Origin of the sequence: Pigmentiphaga kullae, from assembly GCF_004216695.1 — a bacterium.
Classification (GTDB): Bacteria; Pseudomonadota; Gammaproteobacteria; order Burkholderiales; family Burkholderiaceae_B; genus Pigmentiphaga; species Pigmentiphaga kullae.
In genome coordinates this window covers 368391-381876 of record NZ_SGXC01000001.1, presented here as the reverse complement: position 1 = coordinate 381876, position 13486 = coordinate 368391, and the positions used below count along the sequence as shown (strand labels likewise).

Genomic DNA, 13486 nt, shown 5'->3' with positions numbered 1-13486 from the left:
GGTTGGCGCGACGTATCTGCGGGGGGCGTGTGCTAGATTAGGATCGGGCCGCCGCACGGCGGGAGTGACAAATGTGGCGGGATTCGGATGGATGCATCGATTGCCGAGGCCGCCCAGGCGCTGGCCGCGGGCGATCCCTTCGGGGCCTTGAATCGCGTGGCGCTGCGCGACGATCCGCCGGCGCTGGCGCTGCGCGGGATCGCGATGGCCCAACTGGGCGAGTTCGCGCGCGCCCGGATGCTGGTGCGGCGGGCGGCCGCTGCCTTCGGGCACAAGCAGCCCCTGGCCCGTGCGCGCTGCATCGTGGCCGAGGCCGAGATCGCGTTGGCCTCGCGCGAGCTGGCCTGGCCCGACAAGGCGCTGGCGGCCGCGGGCGCCACACTCGAAGCGCATGGCGACCTGGCCAACGTCGCGCACGTGCGCCAACTGGAAATCCGGCGCTGCCTGCTGATCGGCAGGCTGGACGAGGCCGAACGGCTGCTGGCCGGGGTCGATGCGGGCCCGCTGACGGCCGCGGCGGCGGCCATCCACGAGTTGCTGGCGGCGGGCATCGCGATGCGGCGCCTGCGGACCGCCGTCGCCCGCGCCGCGTTGGCGCGCGCGGAACAGGCCGCCAGCCGCGCCGGCATCCCCGCGCTGCAAGCCGAGGTCCGACAAGCCTCCGCCGTGCTGGACATGCCCGCCGCCCGGCTGGCGTGGCGGGGGGAAGCGCGCCTGATCGCGCTGGCCGAGGTGGAAGCGCTGCTGGCCTCGGACGCGCTGGTGGTCGACGCCTGCCGCCACGCGGTGCGCGAGGCGGGGCAGGTGGTCCCGCTGGCGCGGCGGCCGGTGCTGTTCGCGCTGGCGCGCGCGCTGGGCGAGGCCTGGCCCGCCGACGTGGCGCGCGAAACATTGATCGAACGCGCCTTCCGCGCCCGGCATCCGGACGAGACGCATCGCGCGCGGCTGCGCGTGGAGATGGGCCGCTTGCGCAAGGCGCTGGCGGGGTTGGCGGACGTGGCGGCGACCCGGCACGGCTTCGCGCTGGCGCCGCGTCGGGCGCGCGATGTCGCGGTGCTGACCCGGCCGGTCGAAGGGCCGCATGCGCCGGTGCTGGCCTTGCTGGCGGACGGCGAGTCATGGTCGAGTTCGGCCCTGTCGCTGGCGCTGGGCGCCAGCCAGCGCACCGTGCAGCGGGCCCTGGACGAACTGGCCGAGGCGGGCCGGGTGCAGGCCACCGGACGGGGGCCTGCCCGCCGCTGGCTGATGCCGCCGGTGCCGGGCTTCGCGACAACCTTGTTACTCCCGGCCGTGCTGCCGCAGGGCTAGGATGCCTCCATGGACATCCTCTTTCTTTCCTCTTCCAGGGAGCAGACGCCATGAAGACATCGACAGCCCACATTCTTCGCGAATATGGTCCTTTCCCCGAGACCGACGCCGTGCACGGCGTGACCTATGACGGCAAGAACGTCTGGTTCGCCGTCGGCGACCGGCTTTGTGCCATGGATCCGGCCAGCGGCGAGATCCAGCGCTCGATCCGGACGCCGGCGAATGCCGGCACCGCGTTCGACGGCAAGCACCTGTACCAGATCGCCGACGGCCACATCCGCAAGATCGACCCGGACTCCGGCCGCGTGCTGGCCACGATCCCCTCGCCGGCCGGCGGCGAGGACTCGGGACTGGCATGGGCCGAGGGCTTTCTGTGGGTCGGCCACTACCGCGCCCGCAAGATCCACCAGCTCGATCCCGAGACCGGAAAGATCCTGCGTTCGATCACCTCCGAGCGCTTCGTCACCGGCGTGACCTGGGTCGACGGCGAGCTATGGCACGGCACCTGGGAAGGCGAGGCAAGCGATCTGCGGCGGATCGACGCGCAGAGCGGCGAAGTCCTGGCCCGGCTGGAGATGCCGCCCGGCACGGGGGTCTCGGGACTGGAGTCCGATGGCGGCGACCGCTTCTTCTGCGGTGGCGGCCAAAGCGGGATGCTCAGGTCGGTACGGCGGCCGGCGCGCGCCTGAGCGGCCGTCCGCAGGTTCGCGTGGCGGGCCGGACCGTCAGATCCGGCCCAGCAGGTTGGTCCGCGCGTGCACGATATGTTCGAAGATCTCCCGCCGCGCGGTGTCCGCGTCGCGGTGCTTCAAGGCTTCCACGATGCGGCGGTGTTCCGCCTCGTATTCCCTGCGCCGCTCGGGCGTCACGATCTTCTTCTTCAGGAAACCCCATTCCCCGCTGTTGCGCACCTCCGCCAGCAGCCTGAACACGCTCACGAACAGCGCGTTGTGGGTGGCCAGCGCCAGGTGTTCGTGCAGCGCGTTGTCCCAGTGCTCGAACTCCTCCAGCGTATCGGCGGTCTCGGACCGCGCGCAGCAGGCTTCGAGCCGTTCGAAGTCGGCCAGGGTGGCGTTGCTGACGATGAGCTCGACGATCATCGGTTCCAGCAGCAGCCGCGCTTCCATGATCTCGGCCGGGCTGGCGGACGGAATCGTGAGCAGCTTGCCCGCCGCCGCCATGATGCCCGGTTCGATGCCGGCCGGCGTGTCCGACACATAGGTTCCGCTTCCCACTTTCTGCACGATCAGGCCCTGGTCCCGCAGCTCCTGCAGCACGCGGCGCAGGGCGGAGCGGCTGACGCCGAAGTCCACGCACAGGCTGCGTTCGGTCGGCAGGCGGCTGCCGGGCGCCCACTTGCCGGTGCGCAGGCCATCGAGCAGTTCCGTGCGCAGCGCCTGGACGGGGTCGGTACGGACCTGAAGGCTGGGGGGCGGGTACATGGTAGGGACTGGTTCTTTATTGGTTTAAATTGGTTTTATTGTAAGGCGCAAATTCGCCATTTATTTAGGTGAAAACCCTAGGAATGCGGCGATAAAAATGGCTTTATAGTTCGACAAATCAATACCATTGAAAACCAAATTAAACCAATTGGTCGGATCTGGAAGAGAATCCGGCCAACCAGCGAGGCATGCCATGCGGCCCGGGTGCCGGGCCGTCCGCAAGGCGCCGCCAGAGCGCACCAGACCACCTTCCTACGGAGACAGACCATCATGAAAACCACGCTGTGGGCCGCGGCGTTCGCCGCCCTCTCGCTGGTCGCCGCGCCCGGCGCGCGGGCGGAGTATCCCGACCGGCCGATCAACCTGATCGTTCCCTTCCCGCCAGGCGGTACGGCGGACAACATGGCCCGCGCGCTGCAACCCGCCCTTCAGCGGGCGCTCAAGCAGACCGTGGTGGTCATCAATCGCCCGGGGGCGGGCGGCGCGATAGGCGTGAGCCAGGTCGCCAACGCGCCGGCGGACGGCTACACGATCCTGTGCTCGCTGCTGAGCGTGGCCAGCCTGCCCGAACAGGCGGTGGTCAACAAGCAGAAGCCGCCGTTCACGCTGGAGCAGCTCACCCCCGTGGCGATGCTGAGCGCCGAGCCGGTGGCCATGGTGGTGCCCGAGGCCAGCCCCTACAAGACCTTTCCTGAATTGATCGCGGCGGCCAAGGCCAGGCCCGATGCCCTGACCTACGGGTCGACCGGCTTCTTCGGCGAAGTGCACGTGCGCACGGCGGCGTTCGCGGACACGGCTCACATCAAGGTCCGGCACATTCCCTACCAGGGGGGCGGCCCGCTGGTGACCGCGCTGGTGGCCGGCGAGGTCGATTTCGCGCTGCTGTCGCGCTCGCTGTCGCTGACCCAGGTCAAGGCCGGCCGGCTGAAGTATCTGGCCACGGCCGGCGACGAGCCGTGGACCGATCCGGCGGGCCTGCCCCGGATGAAGGATGGCGGCGTGGACTTCGACTCGGTGGCGGGCACGGCTCTTTTCATTTCCTCCGGCACGCCTGAGGCCGTGGAACGCAAGATCCGCCAGGCGGTGGAGGCGGCGGCCGGCGATCCCGAGTTCAAGAAGATCGTGTCCAGCGCGGGTGGCGAGGTCAAGTATTCCGCCGGCCACAAGTTCGCGGCGTTCTGGGCTTCCTACGTGAAGTCGATCGCGGCCATCACGCACCGCATCGCCGCGACCGAGACGCGGGAGGTGGCCAAATGAGCGGCACGGCGCCGGTCTTCATCGGCACCGACGCGGTCGAACAGGTGCTGACCTGGGACGCGCTGGTGGCCGCGCTGCGCGATGCCTATGCCCAGCGCCACGACGAGCACATCAGCCCGCCGCGCACCTTCGCCCGCGGCGACGGCGCGTCGCTGCGGGCCCTGGCCAGCGTGCCGCCCGGCAAGCGCTTCATGGGCGCCAAGGTGTTCGGCCGCGGCCGCAACCGCGGCATGAACTACCTGATCTCGCTGGCGGACCAGGACACGGGCGAGATCCGCGCGCTGCTCGACGCCAACAAGATCACCGCCTACCGCACCGCGGCCACCTCGGCGCTGGCGGTCGACTGCCTGGCGCCCCGGCGGCCGGTGCGGCTGGGCGTGCTGGGCAGCGGCGCCGAGGCGCGCGCCCATGTCCAGGCCATTGCCTCGCTGCGGCAGATCGAAGGCTTGAGCATCTACAGCCCGACATCGGCCAACCGCGAGCGGTTCGCGCACGACTTCGAAGCGATGCTGGGCGTGCCGTGCCGGCCGGCCGCCACCGCCGCGCAAGCCATGGAAGGCGCCGACATCGGCATTGCCGCCGCGCGGTCGCGCGACGAGACGCCCATCCTGCATGCCGACGCGCTGCGCGACGGCATGGTGCTGGTGTCGGTCGGCTCCACGCTGCCGCAGCAGCGCGAGATCGACGCCTCGGTGGTCGAGCGCTGCGACCTCATCGTCTGCGACATGCCCGACGAGGTCAGCGCCGAGTCCGGCGACATGCTGGAGGCGCGGGCGCGCGGGATCGACTTCGCGCCCAGGCTGCGCTCGCTCAACCAGTTGGTGCGCGGCGAGATCGCGCCCGGCGCCCGGCTGCCGATGTTCAAGTCGGTGGGCTCGGCCCTGCAGGACATCGTCGCGGCCGAGCTGGTCTTCGATCTGGCCACCGCCGCGGGGCTGGCCGTCGAGCTGCCCATTGCCTTTACCTACAAACAATAGCTTTCTTCGACCAGGAACTGGAACATGGCCTCCTACAAACGACACGAAGCCCGCGACTGGGCGCACGAACACCTGCGCGGCGTCGCCAACGTCGTGATTCCCTCGTTCACCGCCGACCTCAAGGGCCTGAACGAGCAGGGCATCCGCCACGACATCCGCCACGAGATCGAGCTGGGCTTCTCCGGCACGCTGATGGTCTCGGAAGTGGCCATCACGCTGCCCGAGTACGAGCAGTTCTTCGCGTGGGCGAACGACGAATCGCGCGGCCGGCTCAAACTCATCCACCACGCCAGCTTCAACACGCTGGAAGAGAACATCGAGGCGGCGAAGATTGCCGAGCGCAACGGCGCCGAACTCATCCTGCTGTCTTATCCGGCCAACTTCTACGCCCGCACGTCGCAGGACATCTACGACTACACCAAGGCCTTCTGCGATGCGACGGACCTGGGTGTGATGCTGTTCCAGGTGCCGCACTGGGGCTTCGAGCGCGTGCATCCCTCCGACCTGGAAGCGCCCCTGATCCGCCGGCTGCTGGACGACTGCCCGAACATCGCCGCGCTGAAGGCCGAGGGCGGCATGCCCAGCATCATGGGCTGGGTGGAGGCCTATCGCCTGTTCAGCAAGGACGTGGTCGTGACCATGCCGCTCGAACAGTACGCCCTGGCGCTGGCCCAGCTCGTGCCCATCCAGTTCATCGGCACCAGCGACACCGAATACTACGGCGGCATGATCCCGCGCATCTTCAACCTGATCCTGGAGAAAAAGTACGACAAGGCCACCCGGCTCTACTGGCAGCTGACGCCGGCGCGCAAGGCCCGGGCCGCGGCCAACTCGTATTCTTCGCAAACCCAGTTCCTGAACCGCATGCTGTGGAAGTTCGAAGGCTGGCTCAACGGCTTCAACGGCGGCCCGGTGCGCCAGCCGACCATGCGCATCAACGAGAACACCATGAACAGCCTGCGGCAGGCGCTGGTCAAGTCGGGCCTGACGCCCACCGATTCGCCCAATGGCGATTTCTTCGTCGGCCGGCATCCCATGGATACCGCGGCCTGAGCCCATGCGCGAGACCCCCATGCTATCCATCGCCAACCTGCCCACCGATCTCTACATAGACGGCAGTTGGGCCAAGCCCGCCCAGCCGCGTTCGTTCACGGTCTCGGACCCCGCCACGGGCGAGCGGGTCGCCCAGGTGGCCGATGCCGGCCTGGACGACGCGCGCGCGGCCGTCGACGCCGCGGCGGCGGCCCTGCCGGCGTGGCGCGACACGCCGCCGCGCACCCGGGCCGAGGTGCTGCGCAAGGTCCACCTGCTGATGCTGGAGCGGCTGGAAGAACTGGCGCGCATCATCACGCTGGAGAACGGCAAACCGCTGGCCGACAGCCGGGCCGAGACCCGCTACGCGGCGGAGTTCTTCCGCTGGTACTCGGAAGAGGCCTGCCGCAACCTGGGATCGGTCAGCCAGGCGCCGGCCGGCGGCTACCGGATCCTGGTCCAGCACCAGCCCATAGGCGTCGTGGCGCTGGTCACGCCGTGGAACTTCCCCTCGGCCATGGGGGCGCGCAAGATCGCGCCCGCGCTGGCGGCCGGGTGCTCGGTGCTGGTCAAGCCGGCCTCGCTGACGCCGCTCAGCATGCTGGCGCTGGCCGACATCCTGGCCGAGGCGGGCGTGCCGGACGGCGTGGTCAACATCGTGCCGACGTCGCGCTCGGGTCCGCTGGTGGACCTCTGGCTGCACGACCCGCGCGTGCGGCTGGTGTCCTTCACCGGGTCGACCGAGGTGGGGCGCATCCTGCTGAAGGCCGCCGCCGACCAGGTCCTGAAGACGCCGATGGAATTGGGCGGCAACGCTCCGTTCCTGGTGCTGGACGACGCCGACGTGGAGGCGGCCGTCGACGGCGCGATGATCGCCAAGATGCGCAACATGGGCGAGGCCTGCACGGCGGCCAACCGCTTCTATGTCGGGGCGGGGGTCTACGATGCGTTCGTGCGCGCCTTCGCGGAAAGGATGCGCGCCCAGAAGATCGGCCATGGCCTGGACGAGGCGAACCAGGTCGGCAGCCTGATCGACGCCGCCACCCGCGACAAAGTCGAGGAACTGGTCCAGGATGCCGTCGCGCGCGGCGCCCGCGTGCTGTGCGGCGGGGAAAGGCTGCCCGGTCCGGGCTACTTCTATCCGCCCACCGTCCTGGGCGATGTCCCGGCCGACAGCCGCGTGCTGAGCGAGGAGATCTTCGGCCCCGTCGCGCCCATCGTGCGCGTGGCGTCCGAGGACGAGATGGTGGAGTTGGCCAACGGCACGGAATACGGCCTGGCCGCCTACCTCTACACCCGCGACCTGGCCAAGGGCCTGAAGCTGGCGGAGCGGCTGGAGTTCGGCATGGTGGCGCTGAACCGGGGGCTGGTCTCGGACCCGGCGGCGCCGTTCGGCGGGGTCAAGCAGAGCGGACTGGGCCGGGAGGGCAGTTGGGAGGGCATGCAGGAATACATGGAGACCAAGTACGTGGCGGTGGAGTGGTAGGCGGCGGCCCGCCTGCGCGGGCCGCTCCTTCCGTGTCCGCCTATCGGGCCGCGCTGGCCCGGTCGGCGCCGTCGCGCAGCGCCGACAGCTTCATCCAGGTCACGGCCGGATCGATCTTGCCGTAGTTGGCGAAGGTGCCGAAGCCGCAGTCGGTGCTCGCCACCACCCGGTCTTCGCCCATGAACGAGACGTAGCGCTCCAGCCGCTGGCGGATCAGCTCCGGATGCTCGACGTAGTTCGAGCAGCTGTCGATCAGCCCGGGCGCCAGGATCTTGTTCTCGGGTTTGGCCGCGCGCCAGATCTCCCATTCGTGCTCGTGGCGCGGGTTGGCGGCTTCGAACAGGATGGTGGCCGGCCGGGCGGCCAGGATCAGGTCGATGACCTTTTCCAGGGCGATGTCGCAGTGGTGGGGGCCTTCGTAATTGCCCCAGCAGATGTGCATGCGCAGCTTTTCGGGCGGGATGTCGCTGGTGGCCGCGTTCAGGGCCTCGACGTTCTGCCACGCGCGCTGGACGAACTCGGCCTCGCTCAGGTTCTGGTAGCCGGTGTGCGCGGCCATGGCCAGGTCCGGGCAGTCCAGTTGCAGGTCGAAGCCCGCCGCCACGATGGCTTCGTACTCGGGGCGCATGGCTTCGACCAGGTCCGCCAGGTAGGCCTCGTGCGTCGGATAGTGCTTGTTGGGCTGGAACGCGGTCACCAGCCCGGGCGAGGCGGCGTTCATGAAGGCCCGGCGGCCCTGGCCGTGCCGCTCGACCGCGGACTTGAAGCGGCGGATGTCGGCGTGGCAGGGCTCCATGGTGCGCAGTTTCACCGGGCCGACGCAGGCGGCGCGCACGAATTCCTGGGACCCCATGATCGCGGCCAGCTTCTTGCGCAGTTCGGGGAAGTCGGCCAGGTCCTTGGCGGGCTGCCGGTCGATGTGGCCGCCGAAGCCTTCCAGCCGTTCGGTGATGTAGGTGGCATAGCCCACCTTGCCGAGTTCGCCGTCGCTCATGATGTCGACACCGGCCTGGACCTGCTTCTGCACCGCGCCGTCGATGGCCGCCTGCACGGTCCGCTCGAATTGGTCGGGGTCGACTTCCTGGCCGTGGTCGCGCGCCAGCAGCAGCTGCGCCAGCTCGTCGCCGCGGGGCAGGCTGCCGACGTGGGTGGTCAGAATGGGCATCGCGTTCCTCCTTTTTGCGTATCTTACAGGCCGCCTTCGTAGCCCGATTGCCGCCAGGCCTCGAACACCGCCACCGCCACGGAGTTGGACAGGTTCAGGCTGCGCTGGCCCGGCCGCATCGGCAGGCGCAGCCGTTGCGCTTCGGGAAAGCCGTCGCGGATGGCGGCCGGCAGTCCCGCCGTCTCGCTGCCGAACACGAACGCGTCGCCGGGCTGGAAACGGGCGGTGCCGAACAGCCGGGAGCCGCGCGTCGTGAAGGCGAACACGCGGTCCGCCGCCGCGCCGGTGGCGGCGATGGCGGCGGCGAAATCGTCATGCACCTGGACCGAAGCCCATTCGTGGTAGTCCAGCCCGGCGCGCCGCAGCTTGGCGTCCTCGAGCTCGAAGCCCAGCGGGCGCACCAGGTGCAGTTGCACGCCGGTATTGGCGGCGAGCCGGATGGCGTTGCCGGTGTTGGGGGGGATTTCCGGATGGACGAGGACGACGTGGAACACGGTGCGGAACGAAGCGGGACTGAGTGGGGCCGATGGTACCGCATCCCGCTCCGTACGCGCGCTACAGCTCCAGCACCAGCTTTCCGCCGCAGGCCCGCGAACAGCACGTCATCATCCGGTCGTTCGCCTCGCGCTCGGCCCGGGTCAGTACCATGTCGCGATGGTCGACCTGCCCGGCCAGCACGCGCACCTCGCAGGAACCGCACAGGCCTTCCTCGCAGTCGCTGGGCACGTCGATGTTGGCCGCGCGCAGCGCGGCCAGCACGGTGCGGTCGGCCGGGACCGTCACCGTGATGCCGGAATCCTTCAGCTCCACCTCGAAGGCGTGTTCCTTCGCCGGGTCGAGCTGGGGGAGGTTGGACTCGAAGTGTTCGATGCGCAGCGCATCGTCGGGCCAGGCGGCGCAGTGCGCCTCCAGGGCTTCGAGCATGCGCCTGGGCCCGCAGGCGCAGATCTTCCAGCCTTCCCGCGGCTGGCCCAGCAGCGCGGCCAGGTCGTTGCGCCGGCCTTCTTCCGAGACGTACACGCGCAGCCGGCTGCCGTGCAGGGCGGCCAGCTCGTCCAGGAAAGCCATGGCGGCGCGGCTGCGGCCGCTGTAGTGCAGTTCGTAGTCCATGCCCAGTTCACGGGCGCGGCGGGCCATGGCGGCGATGGGAGTGATGCCGATGCCGCCGGCGACCAGGATCAGCCTGGCCGCCGTCTCGTCCATGCGGAAATGGTTGCGCGGGCCGCGTATGCGCAGCTTGTCGCCCACGCGCACGTTGCCGTGTATCCAGGATGAACCGCCGCGTCCCTGGGGTTCGTGCAGCACGGCGATCTCCAGCGCGCCCGCGTCGGCGGGGTCGCCGCACAGCGAATACTGGCGCGAGCGCTCGGGCTCGCCGCATTCGACGTCGATGTGCGAGCCAGGGGTCCAGCGCGGCAGCGCGCGGCCATCGGGCGACACCAGGCGCAGCTTGACGATGCCGTCGGCCACCGGCGTGGCGCTTTCCACCACCACGCCGCGCGCGATGGCGTGGCGCGAGGGTTCGCCTATGCGTACCGGCGGCTGCGCTTGCAGCAGCGCGGCGTCCCGCCGCTCGGGGTTCCGCGCGGGATCCCATTCCACCCACAGGTGCTCCGGCCCGCGGAACGAGGTATTGGGCACATAGGTGAAGCGCTGGTCGGCCAGGCGCATGTGGGGCAGCCGGCGGGTCAGTTCCTGCAGGAAGATCTGCATTTCCATCCGGGCCAGGTTCTTGCCCATGCACTGGTGCGAGCCGTAGCCGAAAGTCAGATGGTCGCTGGCGTTCTCGCGGCGGATGTCGAAGAAGTCGGCGTCGGCGAAATGCCGGTCGTCGTGGTTGGCCGACGAGGTCACGATCAGCAGCTTCGAGCCGGCTGGGATGTCCACGCCCTCGATCCGCGTATCGCGGGTGACCAGGCGGCGCCAGGCCGCCACCGAGCCGTTGTGGCGCAGGCATTCCTCGACCGCGCTGGGGATCAGGCCGGGGTCCTCGCAGATCTCGCGCCAGGCTTCGGGGTGCTGCAACAGCAGCTTGATCGCGTTGGCGGTGGCGTTGGCGGTGGTCTCGTGGGCGGCGACGATGCCGGCCATCATCATCGAATGCAGGTAGGAATCGGTCACGACCTCCGGGTGTTCCTGCTGCTTGCGGATGCCGTAGCGCATCCAGCCGGGCTGGTCAGGCGCCTGGCGCATCTTTTCCAGCACCTTGCCGGCGTATTGCCAGAAGTTGCCGACGGCATGCGCCACCGCCACCTGTTCCTCGGGCTTGGGCCGGCCCCAGGTGTTGACGGTGTGGGCGATGGAATAGCGCCGCAGCGTATCCATGTCCTCCTCGGGCACGCCCAGGAAGTGCAGCGCCACGGTCAGCGGCACTTCCCACAGCATCTGGTCGACCAGGTCGGCGCGGCCGTCGTCGATGAAACGGTCCACGTATTCGCGCGCCAGCCGCCGCACCATGGGCTCGTGGTGCTTCAGGTGCTCGGGCGTGAAGGGCTCCATCAGGATGCGCCGGCGCGGCATGTGCGCCGGCTCGTCCTCGTTGACCAGAGTGCGGTTCATCGCGTAGCCGTACTGCTCGAGCACGGCGTTGGCCTCGGGGCCGGTGGGCGTGATCTTCTCCAGCGCGATCGAGGGGCTGAAGGTGAGGTTGTCGCGGAAGATGGCCTTGATGGCCTCGTAGCGCGTAACCACCCAATAGCCCAGCCGGGGGCTGTAGAAAATAGGTTCCTGTTCGCGCGCCCAGCGCACGTATTCGGGCGGATCCTGCTGGTAGCCGTTTTCGAACGGATCGAAGCCGGCCGCGCCCGCGCTGACGGGGCAGCCGGTGGGGCCGAGGCCGGCAGGCGCGGCGTCGTGGTGGATCGGGCAGCCTCCGGCCCGGGGCGGGGGTGCGGCCATGGTGTCTCTCCTGTTGCCGGATCCCGGAAAGGGGGATCATTTTGCGTAATTATTGTACGCAATGCGTAAAAAGAGAACTGCCGATTACACCTAGATACCGTGGCCCAGCCGTTTGCCGACGGCGGCGGCCGCCTGGCGGACCCAGCGGGCGACATCCCCCTCCGGTTCCGGATCGAAGGCGCCGGTCGGGCCCAGCGCCGTCATGACCACGGTGACGGCACCGTCGGCGTTGAACACCGGGGCCGCCACCGCGCTGATGCCGTTCAGCATCACGTCGCGCACGGGGGCGCAGCCCATGGAGCGGATGGCGGCGAACAGGCGGTCGGCCGCCTCGCGGTCGGGAACCAGGCGGCGGTGTTCGGGCGTAGCGCCGGCCAGTTCGCCGGCGACCAGCGCATCGAGCACCGCAGACCGGGCAAAGGCGCCGAAGGCCCGCCCGGTAGCCGACCACAGCACCGGCATGACCGAGCCGACCCGCACGTTCACCGCCACGGGCTGGACCGGCTCGCTCCACCGGACGATGGTCGGGCCGGCGTTGCCCAGCACCGAGACGAAGCAGGACAGATTGTGCGATTCGCCCAGCCGCGCCAATTCGGCGGCGGCCAGCGTCAGCGCGTCCGACTGCCGCATGGCGGCCAGGCCGATGGCCAGCGATTCGGGGCCCAGCACGTAGCGCGAGGTGGCCGGGTCCTGAATGACGAATTCGGCATCGACCAGGCTCGCCAGGTAGCGGTGGACCTTGGCCGGGCTTTCTCCCAGCCGGCCCGCCAGCGCGGTCAGCGACGCGGCGCCTCCCATGGCGGCCAGGGCCTTGAGCACCGCCATGCCGGTGCCGGCCGACTGCACCTTGCTGCGGCGGGAGGCGGGTTTGGGGGGCGCCGCGCTGGTCGGGGACGAGGGGGACGTGGCTTCTTCGCGCTTGCTGGCCATGGGACGGGGAAGGAGGAGAGGAATGCGCGCTATGTTACGCAAAAGCCCGGCGCGCGCCTCTCCCGGCGCTCAGGACAGCGCGGCCAGGCTGGCCCGAAGGTCGTCGGCCGAACGCCCGCCCAGGTCCGCTTCGATCGTGGCATGCGTGGCGCGCCAGATCGGTAGTGCGCGCGCCAGCGCTGCGTGCCCCGGGCCGGTCAGGACAAGCCGGCGGCTGCGACGGTCGGCGGGATCAACCTCCACGCGTACCAGCCCGTCGCGCTCGAGCGGTTTCAGGGCCGCGGTCAACGTCGTCCTGTCCATGGCCAGCAACCGGGCCACCGACGCCATGCCGGGCGGCTCGGGCCGGTTCAGCGACATCAATAGCGAGAACTGCCCATTGGTCAGGCCGGTGGGCCGCAGGGCATCGTCGAACCGCTTGGCCAGCGCCCGGGCGGCGCGCTGCACGTGCAGGCACAGACAGGCATCGCGGACTTCAAGCGTGACAGAAAACGGAATTTTCTTTGACATGGCATCAACTATTATGTTGATATCAACATAAATGTCAAATTGGCGAGGCATGATCGCCAACGAAGACCGGTTCGCCGCGGGGGCGGACCGCCACACCCGCAAAGGAGATCGACGATGGCGATGAAATACGTGGAAGGGTTTCTCCTGGCCGTGCCGGCCGCCAACAAGGAGCAGTACATCAAGCATGCCGCCGACGCGGCGCCCCTGTTCAAGGAATTCGGCGCCACGCGCATGGTCGAGTGTTGGGGCGACGACGTGCCCGACGGCAAGCTGACCGATTTCCGCCGGGCCGTGCAGGCCAAGGAAGACGAAGTGGTGGTCTTCAGCTGGTTCGAGTATCCCTCGAAGGAAGTGCGGGATGCCGCCAACCAGAAAATGATGTCCGATCCGCGCATGAAGGCCATGGGCGACACCATGCCCTTCGACGGCAAGCGCATGATCTTCGGCGGCTTCGTTCCCGTCGTGGACGTCTGAAGCTCCG

The 13486-nt window shown here is 69.3% G+C and carries 13 protein-coding genes; 7 read left to right on the top strand and 6 right to left on the bottom strand.

Going from position 1 to position 13486, the window contains the following annotated elements; all coding sequences use genetic code 11:
- Positions 1-87 precede the first annotated feature (87 nt).
- Positions 88-1308 (top strand): helix-turn-helix domain-containing protein, encoded by a 1221-nt coding sequence (locus EV675_RS01860; protein ID WP_130355731.1) that lies wholly within the window; start codon positions 88-90, stop codon positions 1306-1308.
- Positions 1309-1358: 50 nt separating this feature from the next.
- Positions 1359-1997, top strand: a complete 639-nt coding sequence (locus tag EV675_RS01855; RefSeq protein WP_130355730.1) for a Vgb family protein — start codon at positions 1359-1361, stop codon at positions 1995-1997.
- A 36-nt stretch (positions 1998-2033) separates the two neighbouring features.
- On the opposite strand, the gene EV675_RS01850 is transcribed toward EV675_RS01855, so the two are convergent.
- Positions 2034-2750, bottom strand: coding sequence for a FadR/GntR family transcriptional regulator (locus EV675_RS01850; protein ID WP_130355729.1), 717 nt, complete (start codon positions 2748-2750; stop codon positions 2034-2036).
- Positions 2751-3020: 270 nt separating this feature from the next.
- On the opposite strand from EV675_RS01850, the gene EV675_RS01845 reads away from it, so the two are divergent.
- Genes EV675_RS01845 through EV675_RS01830 form a run of 4 tightly spaced genes read left to right on the top strand, consistent with a single transcriptional unit; the run spans position 3021 to position 7502 of the window.
- Complete coding sequence (locus EV675_RS01845; protein ID WP_130355728.1) at positions 3021-4007, top strand: Bug family tripartite tricarboxylate transporter substrate binding protein; 987 nt, start codon at positions 3021-3023, stop codon at positions 4005-4007.
- Entirely contained in the window at positions 4004-4984 is a 981-nt protein-coding gene (locus tag EV675_RS01840) for an ornithine cyclodeaminase family protein (RefSeq protein WP_130355727.1), read from the top strand. The genes EV675_RS01845 and EV675_RS01840 overlap by 4 nt, the downstream gene beginning before the upstream one ends.
- 24 nt (positions 4985-5008) lie before the next feature.
- Positions 5009-6037, top strand: coding sequence for a dihydrodipicolinate synthase family protein (locus EV675_RS01835; RefSeq protein ID WP_130355726.1), 1029 nt, complete (start codon positions 5009-5011; stop codon positions 6035-6037).
- A 19-nt stretch (positions 6038-6056) separates the two neighbouring features.
- Positions 6057-7502 (top strand): NAD-dependent succinate-semialdehyde dehydrogenase, encoded by a 1446-nt coding sequence (locus EV675_RS01830; RefSeq protein ID WP_130355725.1) that lies wholly within the window; start codon positions 6057-6059, stop codon positions 7500-7502.
- 40 nt (positions 7503-7542) lie between these two features.
- Here the strand turns inward: EV675_RS01830 and EV675_RS01825 are convergent, their stop codons facing one another.
- The 5 genes from EV675_RS01825 to EV675_RS01805 form a co-directional block, all read right to left on the bottom strand.
- Positions 7543-8667 carry a cobalamin-independent methionine synthase II family protein gene (locus EV675_RS01825; RefSeq protein WP_130355724.1) on the bottom strand — a complete coding sequence of 375 codons (1125 nt, stop codon included), beginning with the start codon at positions 8665-8667 and terminating at the stop codon, positions 7543-7545.
- A 23-nt stretch (positions 8668-8690) separates the two neighbouring features.
- On the bottom strand, positions 8691-9161 hold the full coding sequence (locus EV675_RS01820) for a tRNA (cytidine(34)-2'-O)-methyltransferase (protein ID WP_130355723.1): 471 nt from the start codon (positions 9159-9161) through the stop codon (positions 8691-8693).
- A 61-nt stretch (positions 9162-9222) separates the two neighbouring features.
- A complete protein-coding gene (locus tag EV675_RS01815; RefSeq protein WP_130355722.1) occupies positions 9223-11565 on the bottom strand; it encodes a cytochrome P450/oxidoreductase in 2343 nt (780 codons plus the stop codon).
- Positions 11566-11655: 90 nt separating this feature from the next.
- Complete coding sequence (locus tag EV675_RS01810; RefSeq protein ID WP_130355721.1) at positions 11656-12495, bottom strand: IclR family transcriptional regulator; 840 nt, start codon at positions 12493-12495, stop codon at positions 11656-11658.
- A gap of 69 nt (positions 12496-12564) precedes the next feature.
- Positions 12565-13005: a MarR family winged helix-turn-helix transcriptional regulator gene (locus tag EV675_RS01805; protein ID WP_130355720.1), complete on the bottom strand. Its 441-nt coding sequence runs from the start codon at positions 13003-13005 to the stop codon at positions 12565-12567.
- Positions 13006-13125: 120 nt separating this feature from the next.
- Between EV675_RS01805 and EV675_RS01800 the strand changes: the two genes are divergently transcribed.
- The gene (locus EV675_RS01800; protein WP_130357866.1) at positions 13126-13479 is read left to right on the top strand and encodes a DUF1428 domain-containing protein; all 354 of its coding nucleotides are present in this window, start codon (positions 13126-13128) and stop codon (positions 13477-13479) included.
- The last annotated feature ends 7 nt before the right edge of the window (positions 13480-13486 follow it).

Coding starts and splice junctions, on each gene's coding strand:
- EV675_RS01815 (WP_130355722.1), bottom strand. CDS start 11,565: ATGGCCGCACCCCCGCCCCGGGCCGGAGGCTGCCCGATCCACCACGAC.
- EV675_RS01835 (WP_130355726.1), top strand. CDS start 5,009: ATGGCCTCCTACAAACGACACGAAGCCCGCGACTGGGCGCACGAACAC.
- EV675_RS01810 (WP_130355721.1), bottom strand. CDS start 12,495: ATGGCCAGCAAGCGCGAAGAAGCCACGTCCCCCTCGTCCCCGACCAGC.
- EV675_RS01840 (WP_130355727.1), top strand. CDS start 4,004: ATGAGCGGCACGGCGCCGGTCTTCATCGGCACCGACGCGGTCGAACAG.
- EV675_RS01850 (WP_130355729.1), bottom strand. CDS start 2,750: ATGTACCCGCCCCCCAGCCTTCAGGTCCGTACCGACCCCGTCCAGGCG.
- EV675_RS01845 (WP_130355728.1), top strand. CDS start 3,021: ATGAAAACCACGCTGTGGGCCGCGGCGTTCGCCGCCCTCTCGCTGGTC.
- EV675_RS01860 (WP_130355731.1), top strand. CDS start 88: ATGGATGCATCGATTGCCGAGGCCGCCCAGGCGCTGGCCGCGGGCGAT.
- EV675_RS01805 (WP_130355720.1), bottom strand. CDS start 13,005: ATGTCAAAGAAAATTCCGTTTTCTGTCACGCTTGAAGTCCGCGATGCC.
- EV675_RS01825 (WP_130355724.1), bottom strand. CDS start 8,667: ATGCCCATTCTGACCACCCACGTCGGCAGCCTGCCCCGCGGCGACGAG.
- EV675_RS01800 (WP_130357866.1), top strand. CDS start 13,126: ATGAAATACGTGGAAGGGTTTCTCCTGGCCGTGCCGGCCGCCAACAAG.
- EV675_RS01830 (WP_130355725.1), top strand. CDS start 6,057: ATGCTATCCATCGCCAACCTGCCCACCGATCTCTACATAGACGGCAGT.
- EV675_RS01855 (WP_130355730.1), top strand. CDS start 1,359: ATGAAGACATCGACAGCCCACATTCTTCGCGAATATGGTCCTTTCCCC.